The 17,621-nt window shown below is 64.8% G+C and carries 9 protein-coding genes; 5 read left to right on the top strand and 4 right to left on the bottom strand.

Annotated features, from left to right (window positions below):
- Nucleotides 1-775: LysR family transcriptional regulator (locus Q8814_RS17385; protein WP_330153262.1), on the bottom strand; the 775-nt coding region annotated here is incomplete at its 3' end.
- Nucleotides 776-960: 185 nt separating this feature from the next.
- Between Q8814_RS17385 and Q8814_RS17380 the strand changes: the two genes are divergently transcribed.
- A complete protein-coding gene (locus Q8814_RS17380) occupies nucleotides 961-2,250 on the top strand; it encodes a Glu/Leu/Phe/Val dehydrogenase dimerization domain-containing protein (RefSeq protein ID WP_330153261.1) in 1,290 nt (429 codons plus the stop codon).
- 7 nt (nucleotides 2,251-2,257) lie between these two features.
- Here Q8814_RS17380 and Q8814_RS17375 read toward each other — a convergent pair whose 3' ends face one another.
- Nucleotides 2,258-4,006 carry an alpha/beta hydrolase gene (locus tag Q8814_RS17375; protein WP_330153260.1) on the bottom strand — a complete coding sequence of 583 codons (1,749 nt, stop codon included), beginning with the start codon at nucleotides 4,004-4,006 and terminating at the stop codon, nucleotides 2,258-2,260.
- 213 nt (nucleotides 4,007-4,219) lie between these two features.
- Nucleotides 4,220-5,932: an alpha/beta hydrolase gene (locus tag Q8814_RS17370; protein ID WP_330153259.1), complete on the bottom strand. Its 1,713-nt coding sequence runs from the start codon at nucleotides 5,930-5,932 to the stop codon at nucleotides 4,220-4,222.
- 310 nt (nucleotides 5,933-6,242) lie between these two features.
- On the opposite strand from Q8814_RS17370, the gene Q8814_RS17365 reads away from it, so the two are divergent.
- Together Q8814_RS17365 and Q8814_RS17360 are read left to right on the top strand one after the other, a co-directional pair.
- Nucleotides 6,243-8,126, top strand: a complete 1,884-nt coding sequence (locus tag Q8814_RS17365) for a TerD family protein (protein ID WP_408015922.1) — start codon at nucleotides 6,243-6,245, stop codon at nucleotides 8,124-8,126.
- 540 nt (nucleotides 8,127-8,666) lie between these two features.
- Complete coding sequence (locus tag Q8814_RS17360) at nucleotides 8,667-9,521, top strand: hypothetical protein (RefSeq protein WP_330153257.1); 855 nt, start codon at nucleotides 8,667-8,669, stop codon at nucleotides 9,519-9,521.
- A gap of 82 nt (nucleotides 9,522-9,603) precedes the next feature.
- On the opposite strand, the gene ppnP is transcribed toward Q8814_RS17360, so the two are convergent.
- Nucleotides 9,604-9,927 carry a pyrimidine/purine nucleoside phosphorylase gene (gene ppnP / locus Q8814_RS17355; protein WP_330153256.1) on the bottom strand — a complete coding sequence of 108 codons (324 nt, stop codon included), beginning with the start codon at nucleotides 9,925-9,927 and terminating at the stop codon, nucleotides 9,604-9,606.
- A 265-nt stretch (nucleotides 9,928-10,192) separates the two neighbouring features.
- Here ppnP and Q8814_RS17350 point away from each other — a divergent pair, with 265 nt between their 5' ends.
- Together Q8814_RS17350 and Q8814_RS17345 are read left to right on the top strand one after the other, a co-directional pair.
- Nucleotides 10,193-14,527 (top strand): AAA domain-containing protein, encoded by a 4,335-nt coding sequence (locus Q8814_RS17350; protein WP_408015923.1) that lies wholly within the window; start codon nucleotides 10,193-10,195, stop codon nucleotides 14,525-14,527.
- A 912-nt stretch (nucleotides 14,528-15,439) separates the two neighbouring features.
- Complete coding sequence (locus Q8814_RS17345) at nucleotides 15,440-17,521, top strand: DUF4011 domain-containing protein (protein WP_330153254.1); 2,082 nt, start codon at nucleotides 15,440-15,442, stop codon at nucleotides 17,519-17,521.
- The last annotated feature ends 100 nt before the right edge of the window (nucleotides 17,522-17,621 follow it).

Here is a 17,621-nt window from a genome sequence, read left to right as displayed (position 1 = left end):
CGTCCACTCCCGGCGGGCTCAGCGTCAGTCCGAGATCGGAGACGAGCGTGACTCCGAGGCCGGCGGCGACCATCGCGAGTGCGGTCGCCTGCTCGCCGACCTCGTGGTTGATCCGGGGTTCGAATCCGCAACGCTGACAGGCCAGGCGCACGGCGCGGCCGAAATGCGATCGGGGTCCGGCAAGAACCCAGGGATGCTCGGCCAGGTCCGCCAGCGCCATGGTTTTGGCGGACACCGTTCCCGGAGGCAGTGCTGCGTGTAGTCGCTCCACCGCGATCACGACCCGGGTCAACTCCGGGTCCCACTGCATCGGGTAGCCCGAATAGTCGATGACGAAGGAGAAATCGAGCGAGCCGTCGCGTACTGCGTCCGCGGTGTCCTCCGGCGCGAGTTCTTTCGTCCGCACTTCGATGCCGGGATGTTCGGCGGCCAGCAAGGTCAGTGCACTCGGTACCAGGCTTGCGGCGACGGACGCCCATACGCCGATGGTCAGTCGGGCGGTGACCCGGTTCTGCGTCTGCTCGAGAGCAGTCGTCGCGCGTTCGACCGATCGGAGGATCTCCTCGGCGTGCTCGGCGAGGAGCAGGCCGCTCTCGGTGAGCTCCACCCGCCGGCCCCGTCGCTCGAACAACTTTGTCCCGACGTCGCGTTCGAGCTGGGTGAGCTGTTGCGACACAGCGGAAGTGGTGTAGTGCAAGGCCAGCGCGGCAGCCGTCACGGTGCCTCGGCGGTGCAACTCCCGAAGCATCCGCAACCGGCGCAGAGACAGCTCCATGGCGCAAGCCTAGGCACCCGTTCCGAGTCGGCCAACCCGTCCGCGTCGCGCTGTGTAGGAAGCGTGAACGCAACCATTCAAGATTCGTAACTGGACGCCCCGTCACCGGCGCGCGCACGCTGGCGTCATTGGCCGAGTGGTCGTGACGACGATGATTTTCCGAGGACGACGGGGGGTAGATCGAGATGACCTCGACGACGGAACGTGGGTTCGGACGCACCCCCGACCCCCGACAGCATGACCACCGTGAGAACCCTGCGACGCGGGGTCGCGCCGATGTGGCGACCGTGCGCAGCGGTGAGCCCCTGCTTCGCCTGACTTGGTGTGATCCGGTCACCGGTGCCCATGGCTTCCTTGTCGTGCACACGTTGGTGTCCGACCTGGCCACCGGCGGCACCCGGATGCGGGCCGGCTGCACGATGTCGGAGGTCGAGGATCTGGCCAGGGGCATGGCAGCCAAGACCGCGGTGTTCGACGTGCCCGTCGGCGGCGCGAAAGGCGGCATCGACTTCGACCGGAAAGACCCGCGAGCGGTCGGTGTGCTGGAGCGGTTCTGTCAGGCGATGCGCCCGTGGCTGGCCGCGCATTGGGTGACCGCGGAGGATCTCGGGGTGCCGCAGCATCTGCTCGACGACGTCTTCGCCCGACTCGGCCTTCAGCAGTCCTACCACGCTGCGATCAGCCGCGCGCAGGATCCGCAGCGGACTCTGCGCAGGGTCCGGGACGCGTTGAACGTCCCGGTGCCCGGCGGCTTTCTGCTGGGCGATGTGATCGGCGGTTACGGAGTGGCGCAGGCCTGCATCGGGACGGTGCACGCCTGCGGCTGGGATCCGGCCGGTACGACGGTGGCAATCCAGGGCATCGGCACCATGGGCGGCGGCGCGGCCTGGTATCTGCACGAGGCCGGGATGCGCGTGATTGCGGTCGCCGACGCGCTCGGCACACTGTACTGCCCCGACGGGCTGGACGTTCCCGCGCTGCTCGACCTGCGCGACGGCTACGGCGAAATCGACCGCTCCCGTGTCCCCTCACATATTCAGCGGTTGCCGCGTGCGGCGGTGATCGCCACTGCGGCAGACATTTTCGTCCCGGCGGCGATCTCGTATGCGATCACCACCGACAACGTCGACCAGGTCGCCGCGAAAGTCGTGGTCGAGGCCGCGAATGCCGCGACGACCCCGCAGGCCGAGGCGGTCCTGATCGGCCGGGGCATTCCGGTCGTTCCCGACTTCGTTGCCAATGCCGGCGCGGTCGCCTGGGCCTGGTGGGTACTGCTCGGTCGGGTCGGTACCGACCCTGAGGACTCGTTCCTGCGGTTGCGTACCGAAATGCTGAGCAAGGTCGCATTGCTGCTCGGTCAATGGTCCCTCGACGGTGTCGCACCGAGGCAGACCGCGTGGGACCTCGCTGCGGCCAATCACAGCGGAACGGTTTCGGGTAATCCTGCGGCGGTACCGGCGCTCACCATTCCGTGAATCGGGTTTACCGGTCGCCCGACGCCAATGCGTCGAAGATGCGTTGTGTGCGTGCCTCGTCCTCGATTCCGAGAATGTCGGCCCAGAAGTACACCGCCTCGTTCGTGTAGGCGTGGCCGTGCCCGCCGGGAACTTCGGCGGCGAACACCATGTCCAGCGTCACCTGCCAGAACGTGACGAACGGAATCCACGACATTCCCTGGTCGATGTCGGCGCCACGCTCTTCTCTGAGCCAATCCGGTCGGTGTCGGACGAGTCTGCTGGACCACCACACGATCGGGTCGCTGGCATGCTGCCAGTACACGACGCGGGGAAACTCCCACTCACGGAGACCTTCGAGATCGGACAGATCGGCGGGAGTCGAAGCAAAGCGCACATTCTGGCCGCCGTAGATCACCGGGAGGATTTCTCGGCTACCCGGATCGCGCGAATCGGTGATGCGGCGCCACTGCTCCGAGAAATTCGGTGTCCCCACCCAGAGGGCGCCGTCGGTGCGGGTGATCATGTCCTGCGCTCCGGAGAACGCCGACTGGCCACCGTACGATCCGAGAGATTCACCGAAAACGAGCAGTTTCGGGCGGGTGGCGGGGTCGAGGTCACTCCAACTGTCGTACACCGCCTCGAACAGCGCCCGGCCGGCGTTGCGTGGCGAGACCCGGTCGGCGAGGAACGCCAATGGGCTGGCAAGGAACGAATACTGCATCGCGGCAATCGCCGAATTGCCACCGGCGAGAAACTCGAGACTCGCCGCGACATCCTGGTTGACCCATCCGCGACCGGTCGTGGTTGCCACCGCCAGGTAGTCGCGCTCGAACGCTCCGGTGCGCTCGAGCTCCGAGACGACGCGAGCCGCGAGGACGTCCATCTGCTCGACGTCGGAGTGCGCCTCGACGGTGTCCAGCGACCGGTAGCCCGCGTAGACCCGGATCGGCATCAGGGCCGGTTCGCCCGTCACCGCAGTGATGTCCTCCGGACTCGGACCGCCGGCAACGAACGTGCGTCCCTCACGACCCAGCGAATCCCACGGTTCGAAGGACACATCGGACCCGGAACGTTCGGGCGCCTGTGACTGCACGACGTTGTCGGGAGTGCCTTCGTCCACGACCATCGCCGATCCGTTGGCGATCCGCGCGATCTCCGCCGACAACAATCCTTCGACCGCCGTGAGGACGACAAGTCCGACCACCACGACACTCACGGCCCGCGCGACCTGCACCGGGAGAACCCGGACGACGAGTCGGGTGAGGGCCTGGGCGACGACGCGCAGACCACGCCCCGCGAGCAACAGGATGAGCGCGACGACGACGGAGACGGCCAGCACCCCGGCGTAGGCCCAGCCGCTCCCGCGCTCGACGCCGACCAGTTCGCGGCTGATGTCCTGCCACCACGAACCGAGGACGAGGAACGTCGGCACGATCACCAGGGCGACCGCGGCGAGCAGATACCACCCCACCTTCTTCAGCGTCGGCGACCAGTTCGCGGTGAAGCCGCACTTGCGTACCGCCCACGCCAGGAGTACGCCGATGCCGTAGCCGGTGACCACGCTGATGCCGGTGGCCACGCCCTGCAGGTACCACGCGCGCGGCAGCAGCGACGGCGACAGCGACCAGCAGTAGAAGAGCAGTGCCATCGCCAGACCGACCGGGTGGAATCGTGCGAGCCACCGCAGTGTTCCGGCGCCCAGCCGCGACGTGAGCGGCGGCGCAGCGTCGTCGGGTTCGGAGCTTGCGGGCGGTGCATCCGTTGTAGAGGTCATCGGCGATCGCTTTCATCGGAAGGGGAAAGCCTTCTCCATGCTTTTCGTGTTCTACCACTCTTTTCCCGCAGAGAAATGATCCGGCGACGTGGAAGGGTTAAATGCTCGGGTGAAATCTGCGTCTCGGCGGCAACCACGCGCGGGCGTGGCGCTTCGGCGATTCGAGCGCTGTCGGTATTCCGCTACTCGGAATATGTTGTGGCGCAATTATTCTCATTCTGAATCATGCAATCGGTCGACGGCTTCGGCGATCCGCTGAGAGTCGGCGAATGTCCAGCCCTCAGGAGCCGACACCGCAGCCCATCCGTAGGGAATGAGATCTTCGTAGTTGTGCCCGTGCCCGACCGGCGGTGACGTGCCGACCATGATGTCGGCGGCCACCTGCGCAAAGGTGACGATCGGATACCACCGCATCGACGGTGTCCGATCCGCGCCGGGTGCTTCGGCGAGCCAGGCGGGTCGCTCGAACAGCAGCCCCGGTCCCCACCACACCACCGGGTCGGACGCATGCTGCAGATACAGCACCCGGGGGTCCTCCCACCGTCCCTCGATCGATTCGAGATTCCGAATATCGGAGGCGAACCGCACCGCGACCCCGTCCTCGTATACCGGGAGGACTTCGGGGGAGCCGGCATCACGGTGCGCGACGATGCTGCCCCACAGCCGGTTCGAATTCGGCGGGCCGACGAACAAGGCACCGTCGATGTCGTGGCGCATGTCGGCGAGGTCGTCGAAAGCGGCTTCGGCCGACTGTGAGCCGAGGCTCTCGCCGTAGACCAGCAGCTTCGGACGCTGCTCCTCCGGAAGTTGCAGCCACCGCTCGTGCACGCCGGTGATGAGCGCATCGCCTGCGGCCTTGGCCGCTGCACCGTCGACGAGGAACGAAATCCAACTCGGCAGGAACGAATACTGGATCGCGGCGATCGCCGAGTTGCCGTTGTGGATCATCTCGATCGAGTCGGCGGCGACCGGGTTGATCCACCCTGTACCCGTTGTTCCGGATACGACGAGAATTTCTCGCTCCCAGGCCTTGGTGCGGTCGAGTTCGTCGAGAATCAACCGCACCTGTTCTTCGGTGGTGCCGTCCGCTTCGAGCCCCGCATACACGCGGATCGGTTCGAGTGCGGGTGCACCGTTGAGCTCCGCGAGTTCGTCGGCGCGTAGACCGCCGTCCGCGAACGTACGTCCTTGACGTCCGAGGCTCTCCCACGACGACGGCGATGCCGCGCTGCCCGACCGCTCCGGCTCCAGCGGCTGTTCCACTCCGGGATCGGTGCTGTTGTTGTCGCCGGCGAACACAATGCGCGCCGCGGTCGAACTACTAGCGAGCAGAACCTCGTCGACGAATACGATCGCAGCGACCGTCAGGATCACCGGCGCAAGAACATGCGCGCCCGCAACCGGAACCCGCAGCCGCCTTGCCAGGAACTCCGCGAATCGTCGTCCGATCCAACGCAACCCGCGCGCGATGTAGAGGACGGCGGCGAAGATCGCGACACTGACCAGTCCGGTGCGCAGATACGCGAATCCCGTCGTGGTCTCGATGCCCATGAGCGCACGGATCTGATTCTGCCAATCCGCCGCGAACAGCAAACTTCCGATCAGTGTGGCGGTCGCCGCGATCGCCACCACGACCTGCGCAATGATCCGGGCGGTATGGCGCCGTCGCCACCAGGTGAGCCGGGGAGCGATCCACCGTCGCGCCGGGAACGCGACGAGCACCCCGATGCCGTAACCGATGATGCTCGTGACGCCGCTGACCAAGCCCTGGTAGAACCACTCACGGGGGATAAGCGAAGGACTCAGACTCCACGCGAAGAAGAACAGAGCGCCGACGAGACCGACGAAGTCGAGGCCGAAGACCGAGAGGTGGCGGGGGTTCGAGTCTCTCGACTCGCTTGCGATGTTCCCGGTTTGCGTCGACACGTGGCGACACTATCCGGAACACGTCTCGGCGGGGAATCCGAACATTGGGCGACGTGCGTGCTGACAATCCACAGTGGACTCTGCGACCGGTCGCACGAGGTGGGCGCGAATTACCGGTCGTCACCAATGACGACGCAGTCGCCGGGGCGGCACCGTGAAACTGCTGCTCAGCCCCGTCTGTCGACCCGATTCGATGTATTCGGGAGAGGCATATCGACCGATTCCGTGGAGGCGTTACAGGCGTCGACAGAAATCCGGGGCGGTGTACAACGTGTCGGACACTCCGTTCAGAATGTGCGTTTGTGCCGGGATGCGACTCGGTCGCGAGGACATTCGGAGGGTCGACGTGAGCGATGTGCGTGTGCATGCAGGCGGGCGCGTGACGCTGCCCCGCGACCATCGTTGGGTGGTAGTGGACGTCGAGACGTCGGGTCTGCGGCCGAACGCGCACCGGGTACTCAGCGTCGCTGCACTGGCCCTGCGTGAGGACGGATCGGTCGAGCGGGAGTTCTCGTCGCTCGTCGATCCGGGATGCGATCCGGGCCCCGTGCACGTCCACAACCTGACGCGCGAGCGACTGAGCGGCGCCCCGCGGTTCGAGGATATCGCCGCCGAACTCGCCGATATCCTCGACGGCGGGACGGTCGTCGCGCACAACGCGTCGTTCGACTACGGATTTCTCGACGCCGAGTTCCGGCGCGCCGGCAAGTCGCTGCCGGCGCAGCAGCGCCTCTGCACGCTGGCGTTGTCGCGGCGTCTCGAACTCGATGTTCCCAATTACAAGCTCTCCACGCTGGCCCAGCACTGGCAGGTGCAGCAGCTCCAGGAACACGACGCGTACGACGACGCACGCGTGCTGTCCGAGATCTTCCTGCGCAGCGCCGGTCTCGCCGACAACCTGCAATTGCCGTTGCCCGTCATGAACTGTCGCAGCCGCAAGTCGGTCTACCCGGACTCGGTCCCGCGTGTGACGTGCGCCTGGAAGAACCCGGGCCGCCTCACCGAAGCGGGCCTCGTGCAGGGGATGAAGGTGGTGATCAGCGGGTCCACCGCCACGCCGCGGCTGACGCTCGCGAGCCGCATGACCGAGGCCGGTCTGGACGTCCTCAACCAGGTCAGCAAGCAGACCAGCGTTGTCGTGTGCAACGACCCCGTCGTGCAGACCACCAAGGTACGCAAGGCCATGGCCGAGGGAATTCCGGTCATCAGCGAACAGCAGCTCGACGAACTTCTGACACGCGTCGTTCCGGGCGAGCCGAAGGTGGCGACCGTCATCGACGTGGTGCCGCAGGTGGAGACGACGGTCGAGACACCCCAGGTTCTCACCGCACCTGTTCCTCAGGCGACATCGCCGGCACAGAACTGGGCTCTGCAAGGACACGCGCCGAAGCTGTGGTCGGGACGAAAGGTGCTGCTACTGGGCGGTACTCACCTCGAAGGAGTGCTGATGCGTTCGCGCATCACTCAACTCGGCGCTCGACCGGCCCTCAACTTCACGGCCGCGGTCACCGACGCCCTCATCCTCGACGGTGGAGAATCGGACAAGAGGATGCCGCGAGTCGTGCAACGCGAACTTCCCGTCCTCACCCCCGACGACGTGAACGCGGCAGTCGAAAAGGGCGTCGTCCCACCGCACATGCGGACCGAAGCACGACTGACCGCTCCGGTGCTGTCGCTCGGCGAGGTGATCGACCTGCCCGAGAAGATCCAGTCGTGGTCGGTGAACATCGCCTGGAAAGCCGAATCCGCCGGAGACGAATTCGACATCGACATCGTCGCATTTCTGCTCGGAGACGACGAAAAGGTCGACACCGACGACGATTTCGTCTTCTACAACAACCCGCTCTACGACGACGGCGTCGTGGAACTGACCATCGACGGCAGCAGCGAACAATGCGTGCGCCTCGATCTCGCGTCGCTGCCCGCGGAATGCGAACGCATCGCCATCGCGGCCGCGATCGACGGCGACCGCACCTTCGGTGATCTCGGCGCCGTCTCCGTCAGCATCGACAGCGACGAAGGTGTCGCGGCGACCTTCGTCCTCGACGCCGGAACCACCGAACGCACCATGGTGCTCGCCGAAATCTATCGGCGCGCAGGGAAGTGGCGCGTACGGGCCGTGGGACAGGGATACGACGACGACCTCGGCGCACTGGCGGTGCGGTACGGGGTCGATGTGGAGAGCGACGACTAGGAGCGGTCGGCATTACGCTTCGGTCGACCGATTGGGCCGCAGAGTGCGACTTCGATCATCGGCCCCCAGAGGACGGGAGGGACGTACCGGAACTGGGAATGAACAACGCCACCAGAAATGGGCGAGCCCTCTTCATTTCGACGAGGGGTGAATCGGAGAAGTCGCGCCGGGAACGCGCATTCCTGTCGGTGGTTGCGGGAACAAGTATCGGCCACCGGTGGAGGATCTCGCTGCCGTATTCGCGCTGGAATCCACGGCTCGACCAGTGACGGTGTGCCGGACTGGCAGGGTGGCACGGTGCGCTACTCTTGGCGCCTGTATCCGGGCGGGGGGCCGATGGGGATCGGTGGTCGGGACGTAGGGGGCTTGTGAGTATTTCTGCGGGGGGAATTCCGCCGATGTCTTATCCGCCGCGGGTCGAGGCAGTCACAGGATCACCGCGACGGACAAGCCCATTGAGCGGGCTGTGCCGTTCGGCGGGATTCGACGCGGTCGCCGATGCTGGGGCAGCCGTCGGTGATGTGGTGGAAGGTATCCCGGATGCACTCTTCTGATCAGATCTCGCGGCCGATCGAATGGTCGGCGCGCAGGTGGACAGGACGCCTGGTGCTTTCGGTGGCCGCCCTGACGGTGTTTGCCCTCCCGGCGCTGTTCATTGCTGCAGGTGGACTTGTGGTCGGTGATCCATATATGGCGAAATACGGAGTCTTGTTCAGTTGCTTCTTCCTCAGCGTGATTCTGATGCCCGTCGTGGCGAATGCGCGCAGCAATCGGATGGGCTCGATTCGCACCATGGAGTGGAACGGTGTGTCGGCGACTGTCATCGAACAGTCGCGGATCGTATTCTCATCGGTGGCGATGTTCTTCCTCGCGGCGGCTGCGCTCTGCCTCTCGGCTGCGGCCGACATTTTCCGTCACGGCGGTGGGGGAGGAACAATCGTGGTCGGCATCATGCTGACCGGGTTGGGATGCGTTGCGGGATGCTTCCTTCCAATGATGCTGGTCGGAAGAATTCGCTGTGGACGGCCGGTGCTGACGCCGAGCGTAATCCACCAACGAGGCTGGAGCCTGGAGTCGACATTGGAATGGCACTCCATCCTGGTGGTCAGGCCGGCGGCACTCATCAACTGGGCGATCGTGCTTCTCGGGCACCCTGCAGCCCAGTGGGAGCGACGTACGACAATGCCCCGGGGTTTCGGGTGGGATGCATTGCCGCCCATGCCGATGATCGAAGTGTATTGCCACAAGCATCCCGTCGATCCGGTGCTTCTCTATGCGCTGTTGCTGTTCTATTTCGAGAATCCGGAGTATCGAACCGAGCTGGGGACCGAGGCTGCGCTGGAACGGGTTCGAGCGAATAGGTGGCACCGATATGGGGTTGATATGAAGCCTTGACGGTGAACCTGGCTGAGCGAGCCAACGCCCTCGCCGAGTAAGGGGTTCGGTGAGAGCGTTCGGTTCGGAAGGTGGGTTGTGGTCACCCGTAGTGACAGACGTAGCTGGCGGCTTCGGTCACTTCGATGTCGAATGACGAGTTGCCAGGCACCGAGAAACTGTCGCCGGCGCGGTAGGAGGTCCAGTCTTCGCTGCCGGCCAGCCGGATTCGGCAGGCGCCGCTGTGCAATTCCATGACTTCGGGAGCGTCGGTGCCGAAGTTCAGGGTTGCGGGCAGGATCACGCCGGCCGTCTTGCGGGTCCCGTCGGCCAGCCGGAACGTGTGGCTGACGCACGCGCCGTCGAAGTAGACGTTGGCGCGGGGGTCGAGCGTCACGTTGGTGTAGGTCGAGGTCGGCTCAGTCATGAGCTGGAGCGTAGCGGGGCGGGTGCGAGACTGTCGGCCGGAGGTGCGGTCGAGGGGCTGAGGGCCCGCCACGAACGTCGTGCCGAACACTTCACTCGGATCCCTCACCTCGCAGCTGCGTCGACCTGCTTCGCGCAGTTCTCCTGCCACAAGCTCTAAGGTGGTACTGCCCGTTCCGTCGGCGGGTGGAAGCAGGGCGGGTGGAGGCAGGGTGGGTGGAGTGGGTGTCGAGTTGAAGGAGAACGATCCCGAATTGAGGGATCGTGTGCAACGCTTGCTCACTTTCCTGTCCGAGCTCGTCAAAGCCCGCAGCACACCCGTCCGAGTTCTCGGCAAGCACCGTGCCGTGATGTCCCTCAACGAGGGAAACCTCGACGTCGCTCTCAGTCCGGATGCAGCAGCAGGCGATGTTGTTCTCCGCGCACGGCGTGTCCAGCTCGAAGACCCACCGCGCCCTCCTGAGTTGTTCGCGGCGCATGTACAGGGGGCGATCGACGATTCCACAGTCGAACCGACTCTCGACCCGCTGGCGGGCGACATCGACGGGTTCGATACCTGGCTCACAGCATGGCGGGCGTGGGCTGCCGTCGACCGCGAACGCCGCCCCGCGTCGCAGGCCTACACATTCCTGCAGCGCGCGATGCTCGACCTCGAAGCCCAACCCGAATCGCTGGAGCTCGTCGTCGCATCCGGGTTGTTGCAGCTCCCCGCTGATGTTGCGGGGGAGCGGGTATTCACTCACCTGATCACGCAGTCCACCCTCGTCGAACGCCATGCGGAGTCCGGCGACCTGCTGGTCCGGTTGAATCCCGACGCGAGCCCGTCGCTCGAAGATACTCAGCTGCTCACCGGGCTGGGGGTGTTCGATCCGTCCAGTACCCGCAATCTGCACGCGTTCCTCGTCACGCAGGTTGCGTCGCCGGTCGACCCCGCGGTACGGGTGTTTCTCAAAGGCTGGGCCGACCGCGCGCTCACCGTCGGCGTCGATGTCGTCGACCATGCCGGTGAAGCTCCGTCATCCGCCGCGTTCCTGACACCGTCCCCCGCCCTGGTTCTGCGTAAACGCGGCGCGTCTGCGCTCATCGAGTACTACAACCGCATGAGCGAGGCCGTCGCCGACGAGTCGAGCCCGGTGCCGCTCGGTCTGGCACAGCTCGTCGAAGCGATCGAACCGGCCGACCGTGTCGCGTGGCTCGACCGAACCGGCACGTCGTCGGCCCCATTCACCGGCGAGCAGCTGCTCCCGCTGCCCGCGAACGAAGAGCAGCGCGACATCATCGACCGGCTCGCCGGCGACAGCGGCGTCGTGGTCGAAGGCCCACCGGGCACGGGCAAGACCCACACCATCGCCAACATCGTGGCGGCGCTGCTCGCGCGTGGCCAGCGCGTGCTGGTCACCAGCGAGAAGGCTCAGGCGCTGCGTGTACTCCGAGACAAGCTTCCGCCCGAACTGCAGGAACTGTGCGTGGCCGTGACCGACCCGGTGCATGGCGGAACTGCGGAACTCACCCGTAGCGTCAGCGAAATCGCCATCCGCAAGGCGCAATTCAGCGTGCGACGCGCGCAGGAACGCATCGACGAGCTCACCACGCAACGTAACGATGCACTGGACCGTCGAGCGACGCTGATGGAACAGATCCGGCAGGCGCGAGCGGAGGAGACGGTAGTCCACACCGAGGTCGCCGCCGGTTACGAGGGGACGGCTGCGTCGATCGTCCGACGGGTCCGAGCGCACGTATCCAGGTACGGGTGGCTGCCTGCACCTCTCCTCACCGATGCCCCGCCCCTGACGGTCGACGAACTCGTCACTCTCCATGCGCTCCATCAGCGGTCGAGCGTCGAGCGCGCGCGACGTCGGCACCAACGCTTCCCGGAACTGTCCCTCCCCACCCAGAGGGAACTGCAGTACGCGTGCGCTGCCGTCTCGCAAACATCGAACGGCACGGAAAACGGTGAGCTGCAGGGGTTGCCTCAGATACTCGAGGGTGCATCCCTCGAAGCGCTCGGTCGTATCCGAGACCTGTGCGAACAACTGCAGGGTGCTCTGGAGGATGCAGATCGGCTCGACCCTCGAATCCAGCGCGTCGCCGACGACGTCCTGTCGGGGAGGGCGCAGCATCTGTGGGGAAAGACCGCCGAGCTCGCAGGGCTCGTGCAGGCCGCGCAGGAGGCCGATCGGATCGTCGGTGCCAGCTCGGTGGAGACGCCGGTGACGGGACAGCTCGCCTTCGCGACGTACGACGCGCTCGCCCGCAAGCTGGAGGCGGGGGACACGTGGCGCACCGGTTTCACCCGGTTCCGGAGGAGCGACGAGCAATCTGCAGTCGAGGCGCTGGGTGAGCCGGCGACCGTCGACGGCGTCGCGGCTACCACCGCCCACACAGTGCGCATCGTCGCCGAACACCTCCGTGTGCTCGAGGCGATCCGGGTTGCGCGGGTCGTCCTCCACGATCTAGGTATAGACATCGAGCTCGACGAGTCGCGCAGCCGCGCTGTCGGTACCCTCGCCTTCATCGACCGGGACCGCGCCATCGTCGACAGCCTCGTAGCCCGGGTGCGAGACGTCGAATCGGCGTTACGCGATGTCCACCCCGGTGCGCCACGGATCACGAGTGTCGAACAGGCGCGATCCACTGCCGAATCGGCCCGTTCCATCGCCGCAACGGGCACTGCGGAAGCAAGCAAGAACTGGCTCGAATCCATCGGAATGTACGTGCGGGGCCAGATCTCCGGGGGAGCCTCGCCCGAAGGACGTGCGCTGGCACGAGCCTTCCACGACGCGGACTTCGATGGCATCAATGCAGCGTTGGACGCGTGGGATCGTGCTGCCGGTGAACAACGCGAGGAGCTGGAACTCGTCTCCCTGCAGGCGCGTCTGACCACTGCTGCACCGGGGCTCGCGCAGGCCATAGGAGAGAGTTCGTTGAGCCTGGCCTGGCCGGTTCGTCTCGCCCACATCAACGATGCGTGGGCGTGGCGGCGCGCAGACGACTGGGTGCGGCGCTTCCACGAGCGAAGCGACGACGGACAGTTCGAACGCGAACTCGACGCAGTCGAAAAGGACATCACGCGTCTTACGACCCAGCTCGTCGAGGAGAAGGCGTGGAGCGCGTGCCTCGACCGCACGACCGCCGAGCAGGTCCAGGCGCTCCACTCGTACCGCGACCATGTCGCGAGCATCGGCAAGGGAACCGGGCGGTACGCGGAGCGCTATCGGGCAGCGGCGCGCGAGGCCATGCAGATTGCGCAGGGTGCGGTGCCGGCGTGGGTGATGCCGTTGCAACAGGTCCTGGCTTCGATTCCACCCGAACAGAATTCGTTCGACGTCGTCATCGTCGACGAAGCAAGCCAGACCGACATCAGCAGTCTGTTCCTGCTGTGGTTGGCGCCGCGGGTGATCGTTGTCGGTGACGACAAGCAGTGTGCACCCAGTGCGGTGTCGCTGGGTGCGCTCGACGGGGTCTTCAGTCGTCTCGATTCGTATCTGCCCGACATTCCGAATTACCTGCGCGACAGTTTCACTCCGCGGTCGAGTCTGTTCTCGTTGTTGCGGTCGAGGTTCGGAAGCATCATCCGGCTGCGGGAGCATTTCCGGTCGATGCCGGAGATCATCGCGTGGTCCAGCGACCACTTCTACGCGGACGACCCGCTGGTTCCCATGCGGCAGTACGGTTCCGACCGTCTGCCGCCACTACGCACCACACAGGTCGAAGGCGGTGCCGTCACCGGACAGAACTCGACGCTGACGAACCACGCCGAGGCCCATGCCCTCGTGGACACTCTCGTGCAGTGTGTCGAGGACCCCGCGTACGACGGCAAGACCTTCGGCGTGGTGGTTCTGCAGGGGCAGTCGCAAATCGACGTCATCCAGAACGAACTGTTGGACCGGCTCACCCCGGACCAGTGGGAGCAACGCAGACTCCGCGTCGGCACGCCCCCGGATTTCCAGGGTGACGAGCGGAATGTGGTGTTCCTGTCGATGGTCGTGGCGCCTGACCAGAACATCGCAGCGTTGACGCGAACCGAATACCAGCGACGGTTCAACGTTGCTGCGTCGCGTGCTCAGGATCAGCTGTGGCTGTTCCATTCGAGGACGGTCGACACGTTCCGTCGCACCGACCTGCGGTATTCGTTGCTCACCCATATGCAGTCCACGTCCCCGAGCCCCGCTGAACCGATGCCCCGCGGTGTGACGCGCGACGAGCGGCACGAGGCGTTCGACAGTCTCTTCCAGCAGGAAGTGTTCCTCGACATCGTCGCCCGCGGATACCACGTGAACCCGCGGGTCGAGGTGAACGGCCACTTCATCGATCTGGTAGTGACCGGTGCGGCAGGAAAGCTCGCTGTCGTATGCGACGACGAGCAGTGGCACACCAGCCCCGACCGGCAGCGCGCCGACCTCGAGCGGGAGCGTGAACTGCACCGGAGTGGGTGGAAGTTCTGGAGGGTCCGGGAATCGGAGTACTACCTCGATCCTGTCGCCTCGATGACGGAGCTGTGGGGCGTGCTCGAGCGCCGCAGCATCGCACCCGATGGCGCGGATACTGCTGCGCCCGGTGCGGGTTGGGCACCGCTCGAGTTGGTCAACGATGTCCGTTGACTGAGGACGTTACCGATGGTGCGGGGTAGGCGACGGCTGCAGTCGTCGAGCCTGTCTGCGCTGTGGTTCCGGAGTCGCTCGCCGACCAGAATCTGAATGCTCGGCCGTACGCCGCTGCCAGTTGTCGAGTTGGCCGCCTAGCTCGACTTGGATTGAAGGTTGTGCTTGACGAGTTGGACGAACTCGTCGGTGCAGGGGACGTAGACCGAGTATCGATACACGGGAAGCGGACGGAGTACCGTGTCGCCGGTGTCGTGGGCCGGGGCGTAAGCGAGGGATCTCGGACAGTCCCTACGACTGCACCAGCGTTGGGGTAGGGAGACGACGCCGACTGAGATGTTGTCGCCGAACTACGAGTCGTGAAGTGTGGAGCGACTGAAACCGGGACCAGGGGCGCTCTAGCCTCGCGCTACCGCACCGCTGGTTGACGTCCTTCCACGGACTCGATACATGCGTCCGGGCAACTTGATCTATCGCCAGACAGATCCCACGTGTTACCGGGTCGGCCGATTTGTGGGGCGGGTTCGTTCGTGTCGGACGGAGCGGTAAGAATGTCCCGAGATATGCGGGGCGCTTGCCCGGCGGAACGACTGCGGAGGTTGACGTGATCGATATGCGCGCCCAGCGACGTGCGCTTGTCATCCTGCACAGCGGCTGTCCTCAGGCGACCGGTGTGATTCAAGCGCCGTTCACGCGCCCGCGTCGTTCTTCCCGACCTGGGACGTTGGAGCGAGGCCTGAATGGGATGAGGCGAGGGACCGGAGAACCAACGCCAAATACCTCGTACCCAGTATCTGAGTAATCGTCTAGCATTTCGTTCCCAAAGAATCTGTACGAACTTGCTGGTCCGGACCGACCGCGATTTGGTCGGTGCTGCGGCCAGCCCCACGATAGTGAACAGCAAGGATCAGCGTGACAACTCCGAGTGGTATCGGTGGCGATGACGACCTCGATCGTTTGAAGAGCGTTATCGCTCGGTGGCGGACGTCCCTGGTCGATCTGAGTGGTAGAAATCGCCTGTTGAACTTCCGCCACACGCAAGCGGCGACGCTGGAAATCAGGCAGCCCTCGACCGAAGAACTCATATCGGGGCTCGAACGTGGGTGGGATTTCGCTGCCCTTCCTGATGAGGAATCCGAGGGAAGCGGTGAGAGCAGACCCGCTCCGGATCGTAAACGCCAGGGAATTCTCACCCAGAAGGCGACGGCCCCCGCCTTGACCCGAGCGCTCGGCAATCTCCGGCGGCGATCGACTCAGGTGTTCAACGACTACGGTATATGGACGCTTCAGCTGGGCGTCGGAATGCTCAACTGGCGAGAGGACGGGGCAGAAGTCGGCAACGACGCGCCGCTCATTCTGATTCCGGTCTCACTCGAACGGACACCGAACGGCCGGATCCGTCTTGTTCTCAACGAGGACGAGGAACCGAAGCTGAATCCGGCCCTGCCCGTCAAGCTGGAACAGTTCTACATCGATTGGTCGCCTGTTGCAGACCTCGATCCTACCGACCTGAACGCGGTGCTCGAGGCGGCTGCATCGTGTGTCGAGGGTAAGAACGGCTGGACCATCTCCGAGCGAGTCGTGCTGGCGTTATTCGCCTCCCATAAGGAGTCCATGTACAAGGACCTCCTGGAAAACGAAGCGCAGGTGATGCGCAGTGATCTCATCAAGGCCGTGGCGCTTGGTCCTGGCGCAAAGCTGGCGGCCGATCGCTTCGATTTCGAGGAGATCCAGCTCGACCGAATCGACGAGCTTTCCCCGCCGGAGGACAGTCCCCTCGTCCTTGATGCCGACGCGTCCCAACGACAGGCAGTCTCTGCCGCCGTGGCCGGCCAATCATTCGTTATGGATGGCCCTCCGGGTACGGGCAAGAGTCAGACGATCACCAACATGATCGCTGCGCTCATCCATGCAGGACGGAGTGTGCTTTTCGTAAGCGAGAAAGCTGCAGCACTCGACGTTGTGCTCGATCGACTCAGGTCGGTAGGACTGGACTCTTACGTCATGGCGTTGCACAGCAATTCCACGAGTCGCAGTGCGGTCGCAAAGGAACTTGGCCGCGCCTTGGATGAGGAGCCCCGCGCTCCACGATTGCCGCACAGCACAAAGGAAGAAGTACGAAGGGCGCGCGAGGCGCTATCCGGATATGCCGAAGCGATGAACGAATCGCGGGATCCGATGGCCCGAACACTGCACGATACGATCGGCCGGATCGCAGGTTTGTCGGATGCCACGATCGCGTACATCGATCCGCCCGCCAAGGATGGCGGATTCAGAGTAGAAGTTCTCACCGGCCGCGACCTGGCAACCATAATCGAGGCGACCGAAATTATCGCGCGCGGTTGGGCCGCGGTTGCAGATCCTAGATTCCCATGGCGCAACGTGCGTCGCGACGCGGTGAATGTGAGGCCGGCCCTCGATCAGGCTGGAACGGCGATTCGTGTCCTGATCGGTGCGATGGACCGTTATCGAGATTTGTCGGGTGGTGGTCTTGCTCTCGAGGACGAGCAGGATGTAGAGCGCTTGTTGGTCATGCTTCGGCTTGTGAAGGCGCGAGTGGCTTCCCCCCAATGGTGGCTCACCACTGACAGTTTCGTCGATGATGTTGAAAAGAGCGTGGATCGATTAGTGGAGGAACTGGGGTGGGTCCGCGAGGCGGCCATCAGTGCTCGCACCAATGGTGGCAACCGCTGGCGGGAGTTGCCGGTCCGGTTGTCGGCTGAAGGCAGTGCATCCGAGCAGGCACTGCAAGCATTGTCGCCACCCGCGCTCGAACTCCTCAGCCTCGACGAGCATGACGCTCGCCGTACCGCACTCGAGTTCCGAGAACTTGCCGAACAGCTCGAACACACGCATGTCCAGATCGTCTCTCTCGCAGATGAACTCGGATTACCTCATCCATCCCACGCGAAAGCTGCAGAGGTCGTTTGTGAGGTTGCTGCGCTCGCGCAAGCCGTGCACCGTCCTCTAGCCTCGATTTTTCGCGCGGCCTGACCGGAGGTCGGGTTTGCGTCGTTCGATGCTGATTTCAGTGTCAGGGCACGAGGATGCACCCGACACCGCTCGGGTGGGAGCCCGGTTCCACGGTCCGGGA

It is taken from the genome of Rhodococcus chondri, from assembly GCF_036327435.1.
GTDB lineage: Bacteria > Actinomycetota > Actinomycetes > Mycobacteriales > Mycobacteriaceae > Rhodococcus > Rhodococcus chondri.
The sequence above is the reverse complement of the archived record's forward strand: the minus strand, read 5'-3'. Positions and strand labels throughout refer to the sequence as shown.

Bases quoted from the DNA above. Each gene is read 5' to 3' on its own strand.
- Q8814_RS17380 (WP_330153261.1), top strand. From the start codon at position 961: ATGACCTCGACGACGGAACGTGGGTTCGGACGCACCCCCGACCCCCGA.
- Q8814_RS17375 (WP_330153260.1), bottom strand. From the start codon at position 4,006: ATGACCTCTACAACGGATGCACCGCCCGCAAGCTCCGAACCCGACGAC.
- ppnP (WP_330153256.1), bottom strand. From the start codon at position 9,927: ATGACTGAGCCGACCTCGACCTACACCAACGTGACGCTCGACCCCCGC.
- Q8814_RS17360 (WP_330153257.1), top strand. From the start codon at position 8,667: ATGCACTCTTCTGATCAGATCTCGCGGCCGATCGAATGGTCGGCGCGC.
- Q8814_RS17365 (WP_408015922.1), top strand. From the start codon at position 6,243: ATGCGACTCGGTCGCGAGGACATTCGGAGGGTCGACGTGAGCGATGTG.